Below are 23808 nucleotides of genomic sequence, written 5' to 3'. Positions count from 1 at the left end.
ACTTATGTACTAAAGATAATAATTTAATAAAACACGTATAATCATGATTACAATAAAGAGAATAGAACTATTTAAAATAAATTTATCTGAAAGCATCTTATAACAACGTTCAAATAATTTATTATTACTAGCTAAAAGGATAAACATTAAAGGGATAATACCTAAAAAGTATCTATCTTGTACTCCTAAGACATTTACTTCTCCTACAGGAGTATAGGTGAGATAAAAAGTCAAAACAATGCTCCCAATAATTCCCATAACTATAAAGAAAATACCTGTTTTTGACCATTTTGATATTTTGAGTTCATTAGCATTATTAAAAATTGTTAATGCATAAAAAATCATATTTAATGAAAATAGTTCGGACATTCCATAGGTTAATGGCCCAAAAACAGTTATTCCTTGAGGATTAAATAAATGAATTAAAAGGTGCCTTAACAATAAAGTTCCATATGTAAAAGGTTTTGACATAATACTTATAAATTGGTTTTTCACGTCAACTTTTTGTAAAAAATCAGCCACTTCAAGTTGTGGAGATATTATCTGACGATAAGTTTTTAACCAGAAGAGAGTTACTGTAAGTACCAAAATGATAGCCAAAAATTTATAAATAATTATTTTTTTACGACTATCATTGAATCTGTTAGAAGGAATAAATAATAGTAAAAAAATTAGTAGAATATAGGGCAGTTTTGTAAATGCAACAATACTACACAACAATGTATAGATGACAATTTGTTTATTTGATATTTTATTTTTGTCAGTTAAAAATTTTATAAAAAGAGCAGAGATTAAAAAAATAAGTCCTAACGATACACTGTCTTGATTATATGATCCTGATAAATAAATGTTCATTGGAACTAAACTAGCAACTGCAAATAGTTGCTTGCCAACAACAAGAATTGATAATGCAATAAATACTAATCCTGCATAAGCAAGAACATTAAAAACACGTCCGAGTATATAAGTTTCTATAATTTCAAGGTTTAAAATATTTCCAATTGTTATCCCCAGTGATTGAGGAATATAAGAAAAATTATAATAACCATTTGTAGAATTAATATCTTTGATAGCAACTTTTTCATTACTATGTTCGATATCATCTTCTATTCTCAAAATTGACTGATAATTATGGTCAATAATGGCTGAGACATCTTCAGAAACTTGTAAATTTTCTAAATCATTACTTAGATTCAAATTTCCCTCTGACAGAAAAAATGAGCGAGCATAATGTACAGTTTCATCTGGTATATCGTTTATTGGAGTTATTGTTGCTGAAAATATACCTAAAGTCAAAATAATACTAAAGGTTGCTAATTCAATTTTTTTAGGTAGAAGCATAATTAAATGACTACTAATAATAAAAAGAAGAAGCAATAATTTTTTAGGAAGATCAAAACTTTGAGAATAAAATATCATTGTAACAACAAAAACAATTGTTAACATTAATAAGTTTTTCCAATTCGACTGTAAAAGATTTTTATAATCTATCATATAACGCTTAAGCACCATTTCCTGTCTCCATCTTCTGTTTCAATATTTTATAGATAACTAATGATAAACTTAACCATACAATCATTGCTAGGTTAAAACTAATTGTAACGCCCCAAACATCATATTGATATGCTAACCAATCTGATGAAAAAAAAGAAACAACAAACGCTAAAAAATAAGGGATGATTAAAAACCTTTGATAACGCATAACTGTGAGAAAATTATCAATCATAGTAGCATATGTACTTAATATGCCTCCTAAAATTAGCATAATAAATATAGTTTTGTAGTGAGATAAATCTATTTGATACACTACTGAAAGAACTGGTATTCCAATCAAATAACTAATAATTAAAACAATAATACTAATTCCAGTTAAATATTTAAACAATAAATGTTCAATACGATTAAATTTAACAAATTCTTTTTTTACAAAGTGAACTGCCATTGTAGTTATATAAGATCTTAAAAATAAAAAAATAAGATTAATCACAAAAATTGGCATAAACAAAATATTAAATTGTGTCTGAATGCCAGGTTCAAGTTGACCCATTTCCAATAATTTATCTAAAGAAAATTTTGACTGATTGTAAATAAAAATTAATAGAAAACCATTGATAAATAAAGGAAAGCTGTCTAATAACAGTTTAATAATTTTTATATTTTCTTTCGTTTTAAGAGATGAATCGATCTTGAAATTTTGTAATGGTTTTACATCAAATAGAAAAAGACTTATAATCGATACCAAACATATTAGAATTAATGAAAAAATCAAATTATTTGAAATAATTAAAGATAAAGGAAACGTAATTAAAACAAAACTATTTCGATAAAAAAGTGATTTACCAGCAAAGTCTAAACGTTCTTTTTGTTGAAAAAATCCTTGAAAAACATCGGAAAGAGCATCAAGACAGCGATATAAGCATATAATCCAAATAACAGCATCCTTATACATATCATAATCAGTGAAATATATATATATCCCGGATACAGTAAGCATGGCTAAACAAGTTATTAATCTTGTATAGAAATAATCTTTAAAGTTATATTTTTGATTAATATCTGTTGACTGTAGATTTCTCACCTGAAATAAAGCAATAGTTATTAATTGATTACCTATCGCATAAGCAAAACTAAAAATATCAGCTTCAATTTTTGTAAGCAGTCTTGAGACAATCATAAGTAATAAAATTGATACAGCGGCAGTGGAGATCGTTCCAAGCATATTCCAAATAAAAATATTTTTGTTCGAAACGGTATTCCTATTACTTAAAATCATTATCTCTATTCTCTTTCTCTGATAAAGCAATATATTGAATAAGTTTGGTTAACTTTATGGATTGTAAAGATAATTTCTTCGTTAATCGATATTGATTAATGATTAATAGGAAAATAATAAGAAGGAAAATAAAATTGGATGGAGATTCAAATCCAATGTAGTCAGAAATCCAAACAAATATGCTTGGAACAACTGATAACCCTAATAATACGATAGAAAAAACTAGCCAAAAGAAACTATCTTCAATTTGAATGTTGGATTTTCTAATACTTATTAAAATAAGTGAAGCAGTTATGATTGCAACTACAGCTAATACTATTTGTAATCCAATAATCATTTTATTCCTCTTTCTCTAAAGTTTTGAATTAAAATAATAGATACAAACATATGAAACATATATTTTATTGATCTGGACAAAGTTAAATAGGATTGCCCTGCCTGTCTATCAAGCATTTTAACTTGAACTTCTTTCACCCGTAGTCCTTGTCTTATTAAATAGGAAATTGTATCAGGCTCTGGTGTATAGTTTATGTTTGTAGCAAAAGTTTTTATTAAATATTCATTGAACATTCTCATTCCGGAGGTTGGATCAGTAATGGTTTTACCAGTTGTTAGCTTAATAATAAAACTAATTAATGTATTTCCCAACATACGTAAACTCTTATGTTTGGAAACAGAAACAAAACGGGACCCAATAACACAATCATTACCTTCATCAATAGCATTACTTAATTGCTCAATATATTCAGGTAAGTGTTGACCATCAGCATCAAATTGAACCGCTTTCTTATAACCATGATTAAAAGCATATCTAAAGCCAGTTTGAAGTGCACCTGATAACCCTAGGTTTTCTGGTAAGTCAATGATATTATAGCCATTTGCATGGCAAATATTTGATGTCTTATCTTTTGAACCATCATTAATAATAATATAATCAAATTGAGAATAATTTTTGATAAGATTATTAATAACCTTTTCAATAGATTCTTCTTCATTGTATGCTGGAATCATTATTAAAATATTTTTATTATTTTTTTGCATTCTAAATTTCCTATTAGTTGTGTATTAAAGATTATATTGATATTGTATATAAATTCTATAAAAATTAAAGTAATAACCTCATTCTATACAATACAATCATTTCATTATATCATATTTTCATTTCTTTGGCGATTAGAAAAAAACAGGCTGTTGGCCTGTTTTGGTTAGCATTTTTATTTTTTTTCTTGACGATAAAATTCTTTTAGGGCATCTTGCCAACTAGGAATCTCAAAACCTGTAGCTTTTGTTTTTTCTAAATTCATCGTTGAGTTAAATGGACGTTTGGCTTTTGCTGGAAATTGACTTGAATCTACTGGTACTACTTTAATGTCTGTATTTTTTAAGATTTCAACAGCAAAATCATACCATGACGTTTCTTTATCAGCATCATTTGATAAATGATAGTATCCAAATTCTTTGCGATTATCAGTTAAATAAGTCATAAACTCAGCTAAAGTTCTTGTCCAAGTTGGACGACCAAATTGATCATTAACCACTGTTAATTGAGAATGTTTTTTGGCGAGTTCTTGCATTGTAAAGACAAAATTTTTACCATAATTTCCAAAAACCCAAGCTGTTCTAATAATATAGTATTGACTTGAGAATTTTTCGACAGCCTCTTCTCCAAGACGTTTAGTACGACCATACTCAGTTTTTGGATTTGGTGTATCTGTTTCTAACCATTCTTCTCCTATTGGTTTATCACCATCAAAGACATAGTCTGTTGAAATATAAACAAGGGTTGCACCATATTTTTCAGAAGCCCTTGCAATAATTTCTGTTCCAGTAACATTAATAGCATAGTCTAATTCTTTTCCCTCATCCTCAGCTGCATCAACAGCTGTATAGGCAGCGCAATGATAAACTAGCGTTGGTTTTACTCGTTCAAAAACAGACTCTACTTGTTCTTCTTTAGTAATATCCATTTCACTAACATCTACAGCAACATAATCAACATTTCTTTCATCTAGTAGGTGACATAATTCTGTTCCCAATTGCCCCTTGCTTCCCGTTATTAAAATCATATTTGACTCCTTTTCTTCTAATTTTTATTTTATACCAAACTAAAAATGATATCAATGGAAAATTTATATGTTTTTATTTTTTTGGCTAATTGTCATGCCTACTTTAACAGCATTCAATATACGGTAAGCTGCATCTTTATAGAGTTCTTCACTATTTTTTAGAGCTTCTTCAAAAGGCATTATTCTATTAACTGTTGTTATGATGCTTGATAGACCATCAGCATAAATGTTTTCATAATTTTCAGATAAGCCTCCTACAATAGCAACAACTGGTATTCCAAATTTTTGTCCTCTTTTAGAAATTCCAGAGACAACTTTCCCAAAAGAAGATTGCTTGTCTAATCTACCTTCTCCGGTGACGATTAAATCAGCGTCTTTAATAAGGTTATCAAAAGATAAGAAATCTAAAATCGTATCAATACCTGGAGTAATGTCTGCCTTTAGAAATGCCATAAGTGAGAATGCAAGTCCTCCAGCTGCTCCAGTTCCTTGTAAATTTTTCAGTTGTTTATTGGTCGTTTTTTCAACAATTTTAGCAAAATGAGTCATCCCTGCTTCTAATAATTCTTGCATACTACTATTTGCACCTTTTTGTTTACTATAGGTATAAGTAGCACCCTTATCACCTAGAAGTGGATTAGTAACGTCTGATAAAATCGTTATAGTGACTTCTTTTAATCTTTGATGAGCATGAGAAACATCAATCTCACTAACTTGCCACAAGTCTTGTCCAGATCCTTTTAGCTGATGACCATTTTTATCAAAAAAACGAAAACCTAGAGCTGACATAGCTCCCATACCACCATCATTTGTGGCACTACCCCCTAAAGCGATTAGGATATGATTAACCTTATTGTCAAGTGCATCACGTATTAACAGTCCTGTTCCATAAGAACTGGTTTTCATTGGATGACGCTCCTTTTTTTCTATCAAAGGCAGACCTGAAGCTCTTGCCATTTCAATAATTGCTGTTTGGTTAGGTAGAAGCCCGTAACTAGCTTTTATTTTTTTTCCCAAAGGGTTTCTTGTAATAACTTCTTTAATACTACCATTTAACGCTTTAACAAGAACTGACATCGTTCCTTCTCCCCCATCAGCAACTGCAAGAGATACTAGCTGTGCTTGAGGAAAGACCTTGGGTGTGACTTCTTCTAACAATTTTGAAATCTTTTCTGAAGATAATGACCCCTTAAAAGAATCTGAAGCAAAAACAATTTTCATAAACTTTTCCACCTAACTGCTGATTCTAATTGTTATTTTCAAATTAATTTTACAATTAAACTTTTTTCTATTCTTGACTTTTTTCTAGAATTCTTTGATAGATGTAATCCAAACGTTTCTGATTAAGTTGACCGTTTGGTTTTGGAATGATGTGCTCATACATGTCTTTGACAAAATTAAGAACTGCCTTTTTATTTGCTACAGCAGCTGAATAATAAAGTGTCTCTAATCCTTCTAAAACAGTGTACATAACATCAATATCTTCTTTTCCATAGTTAACAATCTGATTAAAGGAATGATATAGATCTTCTTCAAACGTATAAGCTGTATAGGCAATTTTAGCATTCTTATTTTCTTGAACGATGATATGATTGTTAACTGTTTTTGATATTGGCACTAATAAGAGACTTATCTTATGAATACATTGAATGGCAGTATTTGGATCGTTAACTCCTGGCGAGAGTGCTCTAACGGCGATTTCTTCTATTTTATCAATGCCATGTCTATAATCATTTTCGTAAATTTTATTTTCAGACAAGATAAAACAATCAGCTATTTTGGACATTAAATCATCATCAAAAGATGTGCTTTCAGCCTTATTGATGTGGGCTAGAGGTTTTTCTTCATTGATAAAATCTCCAATTTTACAATCAACAATAAGTTCAGCTCTATTTTCTTTTAGTAAATCTGCAATTTCACCAAAGTTAATGATACTTAAAAAACCATTGTTGTTTGGATAAAGTTGCATAGACTGTGTTTCAATATCACTAAAAAATCCCTGGTATTCCTTACGTTTATCAAGTTCTTTTTCAATAACTTTTAGAGTCACATTATAGATGTCTGATAAAAGATTTTCACTCTTAGAGCTTCTAATAACATTTTGTACAAAAATGATGAAATAAGTCATAGAAATAATGGCATAAACCACTGAGACAAAACCTGCTATAACTTGCTGATTTTCTAAAACATCTCGCATAAAAACAAGTGCCGTAATACTGTAGAAGAAGCCACCAAAGAAGATACCTAACACTTTCATCGTAATTTTAGTATCCACGAAATTTTCAACCACGCGCGGTGAAAAATTAGACATGTAGTTTGACATGACTGATAAAATAGTTGAAAAAGTGAAGGTCGTGATGGTCAACTGTGCACCCGCAAGTGTTGCTAGAATGGTCTTAGCTAACGACACTTTTGTATAGAAAATTGCTGGGATATAATCTCTAACATTAAAAATTCCTAAGTCAATGAGCATAACAATAGTGACTAAAATGATTGAGTATAAAATATACTGCGTGTTATATATCCAAGTTTTATGATTGTAATACCATAATTTTAATCGTTCAAACATTTAAAACTCCTCAAAATAATCTTTTCTCATTATATCCTACTTCTTTTTTTTTGTCATTTTATCGCATCTGCTAATTGACACATTTGGTAAGAAAAAATCACTACCACCTACGTGATAGTGATTATAATGGTAGTTTTTGATACTAGTCTAGCTTAACTTCTTCTTCAACTTCTTCACCAAGAATAATTCTTTTTGCCCCATCAATAGCGATATGTACTAAGTTTTCAATAGCTGTGTGTGTATGAAAAGCTACATGCGGGGAATAAAGAACTTTTGGATGTTTAAGCAGCCTTAAGAAAACTTTGTCATCAATATCATCTAATGACACAATTTGATTAACAAACGGTCCTTCGTATTCATAAGTATCAATTGCTGCAGCGCGTATTTGATTATTATCAAGAGCATCTAAAAGAGCTTTTGTATCAATTAAACTTCCACGAGCTGCATTAATCAAAATTAGGTTTTTCTTAGCAAGTTTAAACAACTCAACATCAAATAAGTGATAATTTTCCTCAGTTGCTGGTGCATGGAGTGAGATTATATCTGATTTTTTAACCAATTCTTCTACACTCGAAACATAAGTTAAAACACTCTCTAATTCTTTATTTGGATAAAGATCAAATCCTAATACTGTTGCACCCATTGCTTTAAATAATTCAGCAGCAATTCGTCCAATATTTCCGGTTCCAACAATTCCAACAGTTTTTTGATGGATTTCAGTACTTGTAATAGAATCTTGCCAACGGAAATCTCCTTTTTGAGCATTATTTTGAATAATATCAAAATCACGCGAAAAGTACATAGCACTGGTAAAAGCAAATTCAGCTATAGCAAAAGGCGAATAAAAAGGTACTCTAGTAAATCGAATGCCTAATTTTTTTAATAATTTTAAATTATACATATCAAATCCTGCTGATCTAGTAGCAAATACCTTAATCCCAGATTTTTTCATTAAATGATAAGCTTTTTCTGGGATAGCTTTGACCTGTGAGGCAATTAAGCCGTCATAACCTTTTGTAATAAAAGACATGGTATTTTCATCAATCGATTCTGTGTAGATGTCTAATTCAATTTCTGGATGCAACTTTTGGTAGGTTTCCAGAGCTACTTTTTCATCTTCTCTAGCATTAAATAAAATCAGTCTCATTTTTAATCTCCTTATGAATTCATTTTTTACAAACTTGCCTCTTTTTTATATAGCGAATAATATAGGTGGTATAATCAACAGCATTATTATATCTTCCTTTGTCCTCTTTGCTTCTTTATGATGAATTTAACAGTAATATTATATTCTTTTGTAGTAATATTAGTTTTCTAACATCAAAAAACAGGACCAAAATTAAAAGTACATTATCCTTAATTATGATTATATAGATAAAAAATAAAAAAAACAATCACTTTTAGTTTATTTTACTTTAATAAAGTTATTTTTAATTTTTTTTAAAAATTAATATTTCTATTTTATGTGATATAAACTAAAAAGAGGAAATAAAGTATTCCCTCTTTTTAGAATTTTTTAATAAAGCTAAATCAACTATTGTCCTTTGTTAAAAATTAGTCGATTTCTCTTTTATTTTTACCATATCCATACAAGCTTAGAGCTGATAATAAAGCTAAACCTCCTACAACACTTGTCATATTAGAATCGCCTGTTTTTGGTAATTCTTTTTTAGTGTCAGAAGAAGAACCATAAGACATTTGATTGGTTTGCTCATTGGTAGCATCTTTTTCAGATGATGGTGCTTTTGTATTTTGAAGAGTTTTATAAACCACTCCATAATTACTAAAATGCTTAGCCACAAAGGCAATTGCAAACTGAGTTTTTCCTTTTTCATCGATAAATGATGTTGGTGTAAACTCTAACTCTTCAGCTTTATCACTATTTGGTAAATAAATAACTTGAGAAACTTCTTTACCAGCATCTATTGGTAAAATGACAAGACTATTTTTTAGTGGAGCAATAACTTGACCAAAATCATCTATCAATTCAATATCATAAAGATCATAGTCTAATCCTTTAAGAACTTGAGGTGTTTCTTTGTCCAAGGTTTCTTTATGCGCCACATTAGCACCTGTGATTAGAGAAAGCTCACCCTTTTCAAGCTGAATACGAACTCTTGATTTCAAATCAACAATTTCTTTTGCTTCTTCTAAGAAGGTCACTTCTTCTAATTGATGATTTGTCCCTTTTCCTGTTTCAAAAACAATACTTGGCAAATCTTCAACTGTAGGAGCTGTTTCTGGGATTTTAGTTTCTGGGACAAAATCTGTCTCTGGCAATTCATAGCTTGGGAAAGCATTTGGAATTTTTTCTTCTAATTTACCCACGAATTCTGGTAACTCATGATTTGGTGCTGTATCTGGCACTTTTGTTTCTGGAACAAAATCTGACTCTGGCAACTCATAACTTGGTGCTGTGTCTGGAACTTTTGTTTCAGGAACGAAGTCTGACTCTGGCAATTCATAACTTGGTGCTCTGTCTGGCACTTTAGTTTCAGGAACGAAGTCTGACTCTGGCAATTCATAACTTGGTGCTCTATCTGGAACCTTTTCCTCCAGTATACCCATAAATTCTGGTAATTCTTCTACAAAGACTCCCTTCCCATTTTGGACAAGATGATCATTAGAAATATCATCATAGTATGTTTTCACTTCATAGATTTCGATAGGATAATTATCCCATGTTAACTCCAAATCAAGAAGATGTTTAACACTACTTGGAAGCGTCACCTTAGCAAAACTCGATTGCAGATTACCCAAACTTATCCAACGGCTAGTCACATCTCGATCATGGTTTTCACTATTTTCAGCAACTCTAGCACGTAATCTTATTGGTGTTTCAGAAGTCGCTGTTGACAAAATAGTGATATGATTATGATCTGTATTTTCAGAAAGATGGTAGTCTAATTTACCAGCTGCTTTGTCTAAATGATATGTCGTTAAAATTTTACCATCAACAATATGATTAGCTAATGAATCTCTTGTTTCAAGATTTTTCGTTTCAACCGTTGGATCATTAACTGTCTTAACAAATTCACCATCGTTTATTACAAGCTCAGTAAATGCCATGAAACGTTGAAGGTAATCAGCTGTAAAAAGAATTCTTAAATAATTAGCTTCCACAGGTGCTGAAAGAGTTCCTTCGATAAAACGATTTCCAGGATTTTCTGAATCATGTGTCCAACCATCATCAAGTGAATTATCACGAGTAGCATTTATAACACCATCACCGACCGTTACCACATCAACCCAGTTAGTACCATCTACACTAACTTGAATTTTACCATCACGCAAGTAATTTTGAGTACCGTCTTGAATGTAACCTCTTATCGTTTTAATATTTCTTGTTGTTCCGAGCTTAATGACAACTTCACCGTCACGTCTTTGGAAATCGCTAAACTCAACATGGCGACCTAGTTTGCCATCAAAAAGATCTGATAAGTTGTTGATATTGCGAACATCATTTGCCCCATAATAGCTATTAATTCCCATTGTGGTAGACTCCAAGCTATTAGGTAGAACTTCAACAGTTTCTAAAATCAAGTGGTAATCTTCAAGTGATTGTGTCTCATTTGTTTGGTTGACGAGACGAAGGTATCTGACTAGATTGTGATCTGCGATTTGATCTTTACTAAACCACTCAACATTATTTGGTGAATAAAGTAGACTTAATGGTGTATTAATCGCTACTCCACTAGATGTTTCTAAGTTAAAGTCTTGCAATTCATGAAGACGTTCTAAACGTAGACCAACATAATCACCAGATGCTAGCTGATGAGAACCTTCAAGGATTAGCTTGTATTGGTTGTCTTCTACATAAGTTTTGCTATCTTTTAATGACTCAACATTAGTATCAGTATAGTCAAGAGTCCCTGAGTGAGTGTCTAACATAAATTGCGAAATACGCCACCACTTGTTCATAGTCTGATTATTAGTGATACGGACAGCTTTTGCAATAATTTCAGTGTTAATTTCAAGTTTTCTCTCACCATTAACATCTCTTAGCTTATGCCAGGTCACAAGATCATCAGAATACTCAATAATCCCTTTATCAATCTTATCACCTTGACCTTGAGTAATTGTCACTTTAGTGATTTTTGTTGGGTTTTCAATTTCTACTTGAACCCAAGCACCTTGAGGTGTGTTATCTTGATTATTAGCATTGGCTAGCATTGCTTCAGTGTTTGGATCGTTATCTAAAATATTATTTTGATTTCTACCAATCTTATAGATAAGATTATTACTGTGGCTAACTGTTAATTCTAAATCACTACTATTTTTATTAGCTTCTAATGGTCGATTAATAGCAATTTCACGAACACCTAACCATGTATTCCCTTTAGCGGCAGTGGCGATTAAGCGTACTGCTTTTGCAGTGATATCTAGACCTTCCAATTGGATAAGAGCCTCATTACCAACAAGTCCTTCTTTTTCAATTTGAACCCATTCATCTGCTTCATTAAGGTACTCTACTTTAGCTTGACTAAAGGTATCACGCAGATTTTCTTTTGTTCCCATCGCAAAGATAAGAGAATTGATTGCTTGAGCTTTACTAAATTCAAGACCTACATAATCACCAACAGCAATACTATTTGGTGTGGTACTAAGAATTTTCGTAGATAAATCACCATCTAAAATACTGTTGATATCGCCACTAGCAATCGCTCGATTTGTAATAAACGATTGTTGCACTTGACTAGGATCTAAAGAATTTTCGACTTCTTTTGATAATTCATCTAGAAGAGTCAAAATAAATGGTCTAATATGTTGTACACCTAGTTCTGCATTCTGATAACCACTAACATACCAAAAACGATGAGTTTTTGAGGTATTATAAAAATCTAAACCTGACTTATAATTTTCCCAGAGTTGAGTTGTATTGTCAGTTTTAATGTATTGGGTAGCTGTCAGCAATTTATCTAAGGCATTCATTTGATCGATAGTATTATCTAACCAGTAGATAATCTGATCTTTCATACGACTATAGCCATTAGCTTTATATGTTTCAGCAGCAGTTTTTAGCTTGGTGAACTCTTGACGCAATTCATCTCTTTGTGCTGAAATATCTTCGCCAGCTTTTAATTTGGTGAGGAAAGCTGTGAGTTTTGGTGCTAATTCAATTGATTCTTCTAGTTTAACAACACGACTATCCATATTTTGGTTAATCATGTGTTTTCCTAATTCTCTAAAGGCATTAGCGGTTTGTGATTCTTTAAATGTGCCATTCTCAGCAAAATTAAAGGCCATATCATTAACACTTTTTGCTTGTGCCACTGACTTCCAGAGTTTCCATGTGTATTCTGCTGCTGAGAATAATGCAATTTTAGAAGGTTCTGATTGTTGCATTGGGTTTAACATAATCCCAGCAATAAGACTTGGATCAACATTAGGTTGTAAGAATTGCTCACCTCCACCTAAAATGAGATGTTGTTTAGAGTTATCTGTTGTTGGCCAGTTAATCCAAAGCTGAACAGGTCGATAAGTGGCACCGTTTGCTGATAGGTTTGTTTTTAAGTTATTAAGGAACTGATTGGTTACTTGCCCCCAGATGCGTCCACCAGTCAAGGTTAACGATGATGTTTCTGGTAAACCATTATTTAAAGAACGTAGTTCTGCTTCTGTTCCGTTACCCCAATATTCATGAGGAACAAAAATCATTTCTTTTCTTAATCCAGCATAATCCGCTTGTTTTTCTGTTAGCCATTGAGTTAAATCTGCCATTAATCGATTATAGCTCTCAGCTCCTCCAATTGGAGTTGGAGCGTCATCAGCTAAGATTCCAAATTCACGAACACCAACATCTAATAATTGGGTGAATTTAGCCTTAATGATGTCTAAATCATTTTGATAGAAACGATAGTTGCCTTGTTCATCCTTATCAAAACGAACAGGGTTTGACATGAAGGGATGGATGGTCCATACATAACGTGTTTTTGATTGATTACCAACACGCGCTAACATCTTAATCTCTTCAAGTTTATCATCTGGATAGAGTTCTCTCCATTTACTGTTGTGATATGGGTCATCTTTTGGTGCAAAGACATACTGTGTCATTTTGAGGTCACCACCATAGCGCATCAATTCTGATCGGTCTTCGTTTGACCAAGGATTTCCATAATAACCCTCAATGAAACTGCGGTTTTTAATATCAGCATAATCTTCAATAACAAGTTCACGTAGAATTGGTAACTCGCTATCTCTTAGCATATGTTTTAAACTGGTCAATCCATAAAAAACAGAATCAGTGTCTTTACCTAAAACAGAAATAGCCTTATCTTTAATCACTAATGAGTAGGCATCGTTTTTATCGAATAGTTCTGAATCAATTTGTAATGATGCTTGATGTTGACTCGCTAAAGTATCTTTACCATGAATTCCCAACAAGATATTTGGTAGTTTTGTATCTAATACATTTGATGTAGTATAGGAAATCTTATTTGCTTGAAGAATTTCTTTAGCACGATTACTTGTGTAGATATCAACATCTTGACCAACCACTAAATGAACACCTTGATCAAGACGTAAAACGGCATCACCATATGTTATTTTTTGAGGTGATGGGTAAATCACGTACTCTTTTTCAAGATAAGCTTGATCTGTAGTTGCTCTATCAATCTCTTCTTTAGAAAAATCAGGTGTTGCTTTATATTGATTCTCTAGGGCTATGGTCCCATCAGGAGCTACTTCGATATCATTTGATGTAGCTTCTTTTGAGTCATTATCATCGGTAGTGTTTGTTGGTATGATTGGTGCTTCTAAAGCATCTGCTTCATCAAACTCAACATTAGTTGCTGCTTCAACTTGACTGTTTTCTTGTTTAGCAATGGTTTCAGTCTCAGAAGCTATTTCTTGGTCAACTGTCACATCAGTAGTCGTTACTACTGTTTCTTGATTTTGTTCTGCTAAAGCGCTAACTGGTGATAAACCAAAAAATAACATACCAATAACAACTGATCCTACTCCGATAGATGTTTTACGTATGGAATAATGGAATTCTTTCTCACCCTTATTTTGTTTGTGATACGCCATAACTACCTCCCTTAAATACTATTGGCATTCTTTGTTGCTATCTAATAATACAATGATTACTGTAAGCGTTTTATCATTGTTATATTAACATATAATCTCTTTTTTTTCTATACTTATTGTCAGATTTTGTTCTTTTTTTACTACATTTTGTTTCAATGAAGTTTAAGAATGATTGTAATGATTACTAAATTGTGTAAATTAATAAAATATAACTTTTTCCTTTTGGAATGAAAAATTAGACTATTTTAATAGCTTATTATTTATAATGAATTTTTAAAAATTAGTTTTCTACTAATAGATAAACTTTGAGAGAGTTATCATTCTTTTTACTTTCATTGATTAAAGAAACTCTTAGCAAACTAACATTCGATTATTCTAAGAGATTACAAATCCTTATAGAAACAGTATCCTATTTACAACTGAAATAATCCAATAACTTTATATTTTTAAAAATAATGGTAACAAAAATTAAAATTAATAGAAATATATAATTTAAAAATATTAAAAAATTCTTGACAAGCAATGTAAAGTCTTCTATACTTTTAATGTAAAGTAAACTGTACAATTATTGTAGTCTTAATGACAAATAAGTGCGTTTTATGATGGTAAGGAGGATTAGAAATGATTTCAATTTCACAGTTATCAAAAAGCTATGGTGACAACCAGGTTTTAAAAGATATCTCGTTTGATATCCCTTCTGGTAGCATTTGTGGTTTGATTGGTAAAAACGGGTCAGGAAAAACAACACTTTTTCATTCTATTTTAAATTTTGTAACTTATGAGGGTAGTATCCACTTGGATAATCACCCCTTGACAACAAAAGATTATAAACATATTGGTTATCTGCCAGAAGAACGAAGCCTAATGCCCAAATTAACTGTCTTTGAGCAAGTACGCTATCTGGCGACACTCAAAGGAATGTCAGTAAGTGACATTACCAAAAAATTACCTGTGTGGATGGAACGTTTAGAAGTTAAAGGAAAATTAACGGATAAAATTAAGAGTCTCTCTAAAGGAAATCAACAAAAAATTCAATTGATTATCACTTTAATCCATGAACCAGACTTCATTATCCTAGATGAACCTTTTTCAGGACTTGATCCAGTTAACACGGCACTACTTAAAAAGATTATTCTTGAAGAGAAAAAACGAGGTGCCAGTATCATCTTTTCTGATCATGTCATGACAAATGTTGAAGAACTATGTGATGAGCTTATTATGATTAGTGAGGGACGACTTGTTTTAAATGGTAGTATACAAGCTATTCGAAATCAATTTGGTAAAACACGTCTCTTCGTTTCTGATGACCTTGACAAAGAACTATTAGAAGGTTTACCTCATGTAGTTTCTGTTAACCATACTAATCAAGGAACATGGCGTTTAGTTTTGGATGACGAAGAAGCTGGGCAAGAATTATTCCAACTAATTACCAAAGGTCAATATGTGGCAACATTTGACCAACAAGCTCCTACAATTGATGAAATCTTTAAAATGAAATCGGGGGTTGCATTATGAAACAATTATTATTAGTTGCCAAAGAATCTTATTTTAGACAAGTTAAGTCCTGGGCCTTCTTTTTCATGGTGATATCACCATTTATCTTTATTTTCTTTTCATCTATTATGGGTTATATCGGGGCCAGTACTGCGATGAAAGGTACCCAAGTTGCAATCGTTACTACAGATAAAACAATTGAAAAAGCTTTTATGAGTCAACTAGATTATAGTAATGATTACTCTGATACCAAAAAAGCAAAAAAAGCACTTGACAAAGAAGATATTGCAGGCTATTTAGAAGTCGACACTAGTGAAACGCAACTGAAAGCTACTTATCATGGCAATAATCCATTATCTGACTATGACAAAGGATTTATTACTCAACTGCTAGCCAGTTTTCAACAAACTAGAAATGTCATGACTGCACAACTATCACAAGAACAAATGTCTCTTCTAGCAACTGAACCACAATTACAAGAAGACATTAAAGAAGGGGCACAACTTGAAAATAGTGGTAAACAAATTGCATTTTTTGGCCTAGTCATGCTGATGTATATTATAATTATCACCTATGCTAGCACAACTGCTCAAGAAATTGCCAATGAAAAAGGAACCAAAATTATGGAGGTTATCTTTTCTAGTATTCCAGCAAACCTTTATTTTTATGGTCGTATCACCGGATTTTTAGGTGTTATTATCACCCACGTTGGTATATATGTTTTAGGTGGTTATCTTAGCTTTCTTGGCTTATCTCAATTTTCTGGCACCAAGGAAATGGTTGCGGGTATTCAACCACTTCTGTCTAGTGTTTTTGAACATCTTGATTGGAGTATGATGTTATTTGTTATATTGGGTATCTTTATTTACGTCATATTAGCAGCGCTTTGTGGCTCTCTTATTGTTCGAGTTGAAGATGCTGCAAAAGCTGTCCAACCAGCTATTTATCTTGTTATTACAGGATTTTTTGGGGCATTATCTTTAGGACAACAAGGTTATGATCAAATTCTTCTAAAAATTGGTTCATACATTCCGTTTTTATCATCATTCTTTATGCCAATTAGATTAATCAATGGCTATGCAACAACAACTGAAAGTATTATTTCCTTAATAATATTACTAGCTTCTGTTGTCGGATTAATTATTTATATTGGTAAATCCTACTCTGGTCTCATTCTTCAAACAGATGACTTAGGCTTTATTAAAAATTTAAAACGTAGCTTTTCTAAAAAATAAAAGCATGAAAAAATAGAGTAAGATAACTGTCTTACTCTATTTTGATAGGGTTATTTTCTTGAGATGCTTCTATTTTTTTAATTTCAAAAATAGGGAATAAAAAAGGACTTAGTATAAAAGTGAAAATAGCAATATTAATGAATAAATTCATTGATATACTAAGAACTAGAAGTAGTGGCCATAGTCTATAAAGTTTGCCAAACGTGTTAAATTGAACAAGCAATTGATCACCGTCAAGAACTTTAAAAAAAACTATTCTTCCTAAAGTGGGACTGACAGATAAAGTTGCATTAGAATCAATCATCGGAATGGTTATTGTTTCATTTTCAGCAATTTTACTAATCTTTTTTCCATTTAAAAATAACTTAAAAGGAAAACTAAACAACGTCCATTTTAAAACTTTTCGAGTCACTGTTATTGCCATTTTTAATCTCCTTTTTAAAAGATAAAGATGATAAAATATTCATCTCAATTATATCATAATTTTTTACTAAAAGGCTAGATGTTTTCTCTCTAGCCTTATGTCTTGTTACTATTCAAAATAGGTTTTGCTGATTAGTTGCCAAGTACGGAAACCATTAACAATAGCTACTAATTAAAAGTGTTTTACGTGATAAATCTCCTAATCTTTTTTGTATCATTATCATACACCTCTTTGTCACCTAATTAAATAAATATCTGATTTGTAATATTTTATTGTTAAAAGTTTGTTCCATCAAAAAAATCACCTTATCGGTGATTTTTCTTATTTCTTTTTCTTTATCAGATAAAGTCCAAGTAAGACTAGACTGAGACCTGATAGGATATTAAGGTATTTATTACCCATTGTTGGGCTAATGGCAATAAGAAAGAATCCGATTGCCATTAAAAATAGTGAACCATTTTTTTGTGTCATTTTACTCGCCTGCTTTTACTTTGTTGGCAGAAATAACAAATGGGGTCCAGATGAGAAAGGCAACAAATAGATTAAAGAGTGATACTAATGCAGCCATTATATTACCACCTGTTGCAAGATAAGCGTATAATCCTGGAGGTGTAATCCAAGGAACTGCTAAAAATACTGGTGGAATTAAACCAGAAGCCGTTGCAAGATAGGCAATAGTGACACAGATTGGTGGAATAATTAACCAAGGAATAGCAAAGATTGGGTTAAGAACCATTGGAATACCAAAGGTAATAGGCTCATTAATATTAAATAATCCCATTGGTGCTGCTAATTTAGCGACCGCCTTATGCTCTTCACGTTTTGAGAAGATAAAGATTGCAATGATAAGAGCTAGAGTAACACCAGATCCACCCATTTGCGCAAAGGCATCAAAGGAGCCACGTGTCCAAGTCCATGGAAGGTTGGCAGCACTTTGAGTTGCTTCATAAACGGCAGTATTTTCATTAAGAGCTGGGATATAGATACCATCCAAAATTGGTCCAAGAACATTGTGACCATGAAGTCCAAAGAACCAGAATAATTGCACTAAAAAACTTAAAAGGATAACTGAACCGAGTCCTTGTGAAAGTCCCATTAAAGGTCTTTGAATGTATTCAGAAATAAGATCACTCATTGCTAAACCAGATAAAACAAAAGTTAAGTAGGCAATAATTGATGTAGCGTAAATAGCTGCTGCACCAGGAATGATAGCAACAAATGCTTTGTTAACAGCAGGAGGTACACTTTCAGGTAATTTAATAGTAATGTTTCGTTTCGTTAAAGTAGCATAAACAAATGATGCAATAAAGCCTGTGATTAAGGCTGTAAATAAACCAGTAGCACCTACGTATTTTAAAGCAATAGCTCCCCATTCACTTACTTCAAGAGAAGAGACACCATCAGATGAGATAATTGTTAAACCCAACTCTTTTAGAGAGTTAACCACTGATGAATTTACCCCTTCTAAAGCAGTTGTAATAGTTAATGATTGAGGAAGTGTAGCAATAAAAGCTGCAATTGAAATAAGCCCTCCTGCTAAAGGATTTACTTTATTCATAACTGCTAAGTTATGTCCTAAAGCAAAAGAAAAGACAAGTGCCATGATACCAATGGTACCGAAATAAACATAGCCATTAATATTAATTACTGGTTGCATAGCTTCAACAAAGCCTGTCATCCCCATACTAGTTGGAATGTCTCGTAAAAAAACATTTAGTAATACCGCAACAGCACCAGCCATCGTGATGGGCATCATTGCTACAAAGGAATCACGAACAGCTACTAAATGTCTTTGTGAACCAATTTTACCCGAAATTTCCATAAATTTAGTTGATAAATTTGACATTTCAAAATCTCCTCTTTTATTTTTTACATTTTAATATTCATCATAAAGTCAATTCATTTTCTAACTCTTGATTATTTTCTTTAACATATTTAATCATACCTGTTAATTGTGCATCGATTTGTCTTTCTAGACTTTTTTTCAAAATTTTTTCCATAAGAAATTGATTGGCTTTTTGAAAAACATCAGTGATTTCATTTTTTTGCTGGTAAGTAATTAATGTTGACTGAGGTGTTTTTTCTTCCAAAAAATATGAAATATGTTGTTTACCACGATTTGAGCTAAAGGTAACACCGTAAACACTTGGTGCTTCAAAATGCTCTAGCGTGATACGAACCTGATTTTGATTTTTAGCTCCAAAAGATTTGATATACGTTAAACCAGTTTTAATATCACTATCTTCTAAAACCTTTTTAGTGCTTTCATAATAATCTTTTTTTAAAGAGGCCACGATGGCTTCAAATAATGCTTTTTGAGAAACATCCCCAAGTTTTTTTACAATCATATCTTCTCCTTAATGAGAGTTATCTATTTTCTCATAAAGTGCAATAACTTCTTTTGCCAAATCAATAAATGTTAAAGCTGTCATCAAATGATCTTGACCATGAATTAATAATAAAGATAATTCAACAGTATTTCCTGCTGCTTCTTGAGTCAAAAATTCTGTTTGTGACCGATGGGCAATGTTTAAGGCATCGTTAGCTTGTTTGATTAAGTGATGAGCCTCTGAAAAAGCACCAGTTTTAGCTTTTCTAATCGCTTCAACAGCCTTGCCTTTAGCATCACCACCGTGCATGATAAGTCCCATGACTGCTTCTAGATTTGCTGGTTCTGTCATTAGTCTTCTCCCATCATCTCTAAAGCAAAATTTAGAACATTTTCACCATTCATGGTGCCATAATCTACCATATTAATATCTGCCACTTTAATAGTTGGTTCAAATTTTTCTTTGTATTCATTAAGCATGAATTTAACTTGTGGCCCTACTAAAATAGCATCAATCTCTTTACCTGAGACTTCATTATCAACTTCAGAAACAGGAACAGCCCAAATAGTTGCATCAATTCCTTTTTCTTTTGCAGCAAAAGACATCTTTGTAACTAGCATACTTGTTGACATACCGGCATTACAAACTAACATAATATTTTTCATTTTTTCCTCCTTTAACCCTCAATCAATTGGGCAAATATGTTAATTAAATTTTCATAAGTTGGTGTTTCTAAAAGCTTTGTTTGTAGCTCTTTATTATCGACAAAAGCTACTAGACTTGGTGAAACAAATTTTAAATAGTGATTTCTACCTTTTGATGGCGATAATAAAAAGATAAATCTGATGGCATTATGTTTGTCATCCCAAACTATAGGATGTTTAAAAATCCCAACAACAATCTGTTCAGAATAAGTCATTGGTACAGCCGGATGAGGAAAAGCTAAACTCTCCCCAAAAACTAGCGGACTGTAACTTTCTCTTAGAGTGATTTGATCTAAAAATTGATGATTAAACTGCGGTTCTACTGCTTCATTCAATTGTTCAATCAGTTGTTTTAGAGCTTTTGTTTTCGTGGTTTCTTCATCAAAATAAATGATCTTATCTTTTGAAAAAACAGTTGTTGCTATTTGTTTACCCTTTTTAAAATCAGAAAGAGATTTTAACGACTTTTCTTGTTTATAATGAGATTGCTCACCAATAAATTGACGAATGGCTTCTACATCTTCCTTATTTAAAAGCACACTAACATGAATAATTGGTGTTAAAAATAACAAATGATCTAAACTAATCGATGAGATGACCAAATCAATATTTTCTAATCTGTCTTCGTCAACCTCATAATAGCTGACCACGTCTACTATTTTGAGACTTCCTGCAAATTCTTTTTCTAAACGATTTTTCAACATCATGGCACTCCCATAACCAGTTGCACAGACAACTAATACTTGTAATTTATGACGATTAGTATATCTTTCAATAGCAGCCATAATATGAAGAGCAATATAAGCCCATTCATCGTCACCAATTTCATGATGAATGAGTTCAGGCATCATTTTAAAGGTTTCCTTAGTCAGTACAAAAATATCAAAATAGTGCTCTATCACCTCTTCAAGAAGTGGGTTACTCATTTGAATTTTATTTTCCATTCTAATTAGTAAAGGATTAAAATGGGCTAAAAGACCATTAATTAAATTTGTATCTTGATTTAACGGCATTTGTATGACTTCAGCAATGTCTTTTAATTTTTCATTGAGATGTATTTTCAATAGATTTTTTGAAGCATCTTTCTCAATTAAATTGTTTGTCGAATGTTTGACAGTTAAGTGAAGTGCAATATAATTAGCTTCTTCTTTTGGAAAGGTAATGGATAAAGCATTTTCTATTTTAGTTAAAATTCGTGTTGCTACTTCATATTCTATTGAATTTTCAATATTTTTAGAAATTGAAAAGATATCAAGAGGGTAGCCAGAACGAATACGTTTTATCATCAGTGCAATATGTAAAACTAAATTGTGAATAACAAAATCTGATAGGCGCAGTTTGGCATCACGGCATTCATCTAGAACAAAAATAGTTAGTTCTGCAAAATTAATTTTATCAAGAATTGTACTACCTACAACTGCAAACATTGACTCATCAAAACTATCCAAAAAGAAATAATCCATAATAAAGTGACGGATATCTTCTTCCTTTCCTTCAACCGATAACCCTTTTTGAGTTGTTTTTAATGTTAAAGCATAAGGTTTAATTTGTTTTTTAATATTATTCAAAACACCTAAAAGAGTTGTCTTACTGATGAATAAATCGTTTGTGAGTTGTTTAAAAGATTGTCGAGGTTCCTCAAAAAATAATTTATTAAGAACATAATGCTGTCTATCACTGGCTTCTTCAACTTGTGTAATGTCTGTCATCTTTTTTTTCGACTCTAAAATTTCCTGCCAAAAAACTTCAAATTCTATAGGGTGTTCAATCGTTAAAAGATAACCTTGTCCTTGTTTTGATTGGATTTTGGCTCCCTGATTCTCTACAACATGTGATAATTGTTTTAAATATTTTCTAGCCGTACGGTCACTTACTTTTATTTCCTCTGCCAACATTTTACTTGAGACATAGGAATTCTTTTGTTTTAATAAGATGCTCATGAGAGCAATTTCTTTTTTTGATAACATCTACTCCTCCCTCAATCTCAACAAAGAAAGCGCTTTCTTATATTTCTATTTTATCAAATTTCTCCTAAGAAACAGATCTAGTTTTTTCCTCATCGATAAAGAAATTTTATTAATCCAATAATAAATGCAAGCGAAACTCCTGCCAAGGATCTAAATAGGACAATAATAAAATATCTTCTGGTATAATTTGAGCCACAAGATTTGCCTTTTCACTTATCGTAAATGAAGTTAGTGCAATTTGTAACTCACCTTTATAACGTGTATATAAATCGTTATCAATAATAATGCTTCCTCGACTGACTTTTTTATTATTCTTTCGTTCTGGGATAGAGAAATCTGCAAAAATAAGCCGTGGTTGGGTAGAACGAATCACATAATCTGATCTATCTCCACGATAGTGATGAAAAAATTTAATAATTTGTTTTTCAATAGTTGTTAGAGATACGATGGGTTTAATATCAAAAGTGATACAATTCTCTTTAAATACTTCAACACATGTTTCTAATTCTGTTTCAGAAATAAATTGGTTAGCAATAATAATATCATCAATCCATTTGATTGCTTTCATAAATTTTATTTGAGAACGTAAGGGTAAGTGGCGATCTTTTTCCAAAGTTGGAAGACCTTCTGACAATGGCCAAGGCCCCTCATTAGCTGTTTGGGCTGAAACAAAAGCTGCTGTCTTTATTTCATATGATTTATAAAATTGTGACATTTCTAAAAAATACTCTAAAGACAAGCCTGTAAATTCATGAGGGTAAAAATTGTGACAAGCAATGATATTGGACAAATTAGCTTTTTTTGCTAATAATTCTGTCAACAAGGTCTTGTCCGTACTCATATTTAATTCTATTTTAATATCATAAGAGTTATGAGTTAGTTTCACAATTTCCTCTATAGGTAATGCTTCATCTAATCGTAATCCAAAAAGCCCTAACTGTTTAGCGATTTCAATTAGTTGGTTTTCCCAACCACTACTTTTAATAACAGAAGGACTAAGATCTAAGACAACACTTATTTCTCGTAAATTTGCGTAGTGAATAATTTTTTGATATTTTTCAAATGTCTTTTCTTGGTTATCAATATTTTGTAACCAACTCATAAACATTCTTTTTGCTCCATAGCGATGAAGTAAGTTAATATAATCATATATTTCTTCTAGCGAGTATTTTTCTGGATAAATTGAAAAACCTAGTTGTGGCATGAGACACCTTCTT

The 23808-nt window shown here is 31.7% G+C and carries 19 protein-coding genes; 2 read left to right on the top strand and 17 right to left on the bottom strand.

The window, feature by feature from the left end:
- Positions 1-9: 9 nt before the first annotated feature.
- The 9 genes from A3I1_RS0101260 to A3I1_RS07690 form a co-directional block, all read right to left on the bottom strand.
- A complete protein-coding gene (locus A3I1_RS0101260; protein WP_018369509.1) occupies positions 10-1512 on the bottom strand; it encodes a DUF2142 domain-containing protein in 1503 nt (500 codons plus the stop codon).
- A complete protein-coding gene (locus tag A3I1_RS0101255) occupies positions 1502-2773 on the bottom strand; it encodes a lipopolysaccharide biosynthesis protein (RefSeq protein ID WP_018369508.1) in 1272 nt (423 codons plus the stop codon). Before A3I1_RS0101255 ends, A3I1_RS0101260 begins: the two co-directional genes overlap by 11 nt.
- Positions 2760-3110 carry a DUF2304 domain-containing protein gene (locus tag A3I1_RS0101250; RefSeq protein WP_018369507.1) on the bottom strand — a complete coding sequence of 117 codons (351 nt, stop codon included), beginning with the start codon at positions 3108-3110 and terminating at the stop codon, positions 2760-2762. The genes A3I1_RS0101255 and A3I1_RS0101250 overlap by 14 nt, the downstream gene beginning before the upstream one ends.
- Positions 3107-3814 carry a glycosyltransferase family 2 protein gene (locus tag A3I1_RS0101245; protein WP_018369506.1) on the bottom strand — a complete coding sequence of 236 codons (708 nt, stop codon included), beginning with the start codon at positions 3812-3814 and terminating at the stop codon, positions 3107-3109. Before A3I1_RS0101245 ends, A3I1_RS0101250 begins: the two co-directional genes overlap by 4 nt.
- A gap of 173 nt (positions 3815-3987) precedes the next feature.
- The gene (gene rfbD / locus A3I1_RS0101240) at positions 3988-4839 is read right to left on the bottom strand and encodes a dTDP-4-dehydrorhamnose reductase (protein ID WP_018369505.1); all 852 of its coding nucleotides are present in this window, start codon (positions 4837-4839) and stop codon (positions 3988-3990) included.
- Positions 4840-4902: 63 nt separating this feature from the next.
- Positions 4903-6060, bottom strand: a complete 1158-nt coding sequence (locus tag A3I1_RS0101235; protein ID WP_018369504.1) for a glycerate kinase — start codon at positions 6058-6060, stop codon at positions 4903-4905.
- Between the two features lie 67 nt (positions 6061-6127).
- Positions 6128-7408, bottom strand: coding sequence for a DUF2254 domain-containing protein (locus A3I1_RS0101230; RefSeq protein WP_018369503.1), 1281 nt, complete (start codon positions 7406-7408; stop codon positions 6128-6130).
- A gap of 142 nt (positions 7409-7550) precedes the next feature.
- Positions 7551-8555, bottom strand: coding sequence for a D-2-hydroxyacid dehydrogenase (locus tag A3I1_RS0101225; RefSeq protein WP_018369502.1), 1005 nt, complete (start codon positions 8553-8555; stop codon positions 7551-7553).
- A gap of 407 nt (positions 8556-8962) precedes the next feature.
- Positions 8963-14437, bottom strand: a complete 5475-nt coding sequence (locus A3I1_RS07690) for a beta-N-acetylglucosaminidase domain-containing protein (protein ID WP_018369501.1) — start codon at positions 14435-14437, stop codon at positions 8963-8965.
- 621 nt (positions 14438-15058) lie between these two features.
- Between A3I1_RS07690 and A3I1_RS0101215 the strand changes: the two genes are divergently transcribed.
- Positions 15059-15952 carry an ABC transporter ATP-binding protein gene (locus A3I1_RS0101215; RefSeq protein ID WP_018369500.1) on the top strand — a complete coding sequence of 298 codons (894 nt, stop codon included), beginning with the start codon at positions 15059-15061 and terminating at the stop codon, positions 15950-15952.
- A complete protein-coding gene (locus A3I1_RS0101210; protein ID WP_018369499.1) occupies positions 15949-17166 on the top strand; it encodes an ABC transporter permease in 1218 nt (405 codons plus the stop codon). The genes A3I1_RS0101215 and A3I1_RS0101210 overlap by 4 nt, the downstream gene beginning before the upstream one ends.
- A gap of 31 nt (positions 17167-17197) precedes the next feature.
- Here the strand turns inward: A3I1_RS0101210 and A3I1_RS0101205 are convergent, their stop codons facing one another.
- From A3I1_RS0101205 to A3I1_RS0101170, 8 genes are all read right to left on the bottom strand, one after another.
- Positions 17198-17590, bottom strand: a complete 393-nt coding sequence (locus A3I1_RS0101205; RefSeq protein WP_018369498.1) for a hypothetical protein — start codon at positions 17588-17590, stop codon at positions 17198-17200.
- A gap of 321 nt (positions 17591-17911) precedes the next feature.
- The gene (locus A3I1_RS08470) at positions 17912-18061 is read right to left on the bottom strand and encodes a hypothetical protein (RefSeq protein ID WP_018369497.1); all 150 of its coding nucleotides are present in this window, start codon (positions 18059-18061) and stop codon (positions 17912-17914) included.
- A 1-nt stretch (position 18062) separates the two neighbouring features.
- Positions 18063-19436, bottom strand: coding sequence for a PTS sugar transporter subunit IIC (locus A3I1_RS0101195; protein ID WP_018369496.1), 1374 nt, complete (start codon positions 19434-19436; stop codon positions 18063-18065).
- A gap of 40 nt (positions 19437-19476) precedes the next feature.
- Positions 19477-19938, bottom strand: a complete 462-nt coding sequence (locus A3I1_RS0101190; RefSeq protein ID WP_018369495.1) for a DUF3284 domain-containing protein — start codon at positions 19936-19938, stop codon at positions 19477-19479.
- Between the two features lie 9 nt (positions 19939-19947).
- A complete protein-coding gene (locus A3I1_RS0101185; protein WP_018369494.1) occupies positions 19948-20271 on the bottom strand; it encodes a PTS sugar transporter subunit IIA in 324 nt (107 codons plus the stop codon).
- Entirely contained in the window at positions 20271-20585 is a 315-nt protein-coding gene (locus A3I1_RS0101180) for a PTS sugar transporter subunit IIB (RefSeq protein WP_018369493.1), read from the bottom strand. The genes A3I1_RS0101185 and A3I1_RS0101180 overlap by 1 nt, the downstream gene beginning before the upstream one ends.
- Positions 20586-20596: 11 nt before the next feature.
- Entirely contained in the window at positions 20597-22591 is a 1995-nt protein-coding gene (locus A3I1_RS0101175) for a BglG family transcription antiterminator (RefSeq protein ID WP_018369492.1), read from the bottom strand.
- Between the two features lie 109 nt (positions 22592-22700).
- Complete coding sequence (locus A3I1_RS0101170) at positions 22701-23795, bottom strand: DUF871 domain-containing protein (RefSeq protein WP_018369491.1); 1095 nt, start codon at positions 23793-23795, stop codon at positions 22701-22703.
- Positions 23796-23808: the final 13 nt, after the last annotated feature.

Origin of the sequence: Streptococcus marimammalium DSM 18627 (assembly GCF_000380045.1) — a bacterium.
Classification (GTDB): Bacteria; Bacillota; Bacilli; order Lactobacillales; family Streptococcaceae; genus Streptococcus; species Streptococcus marimammalium.
This window is presented reverse-complemented; position numbering and strand designations above follow the sequence as displayed.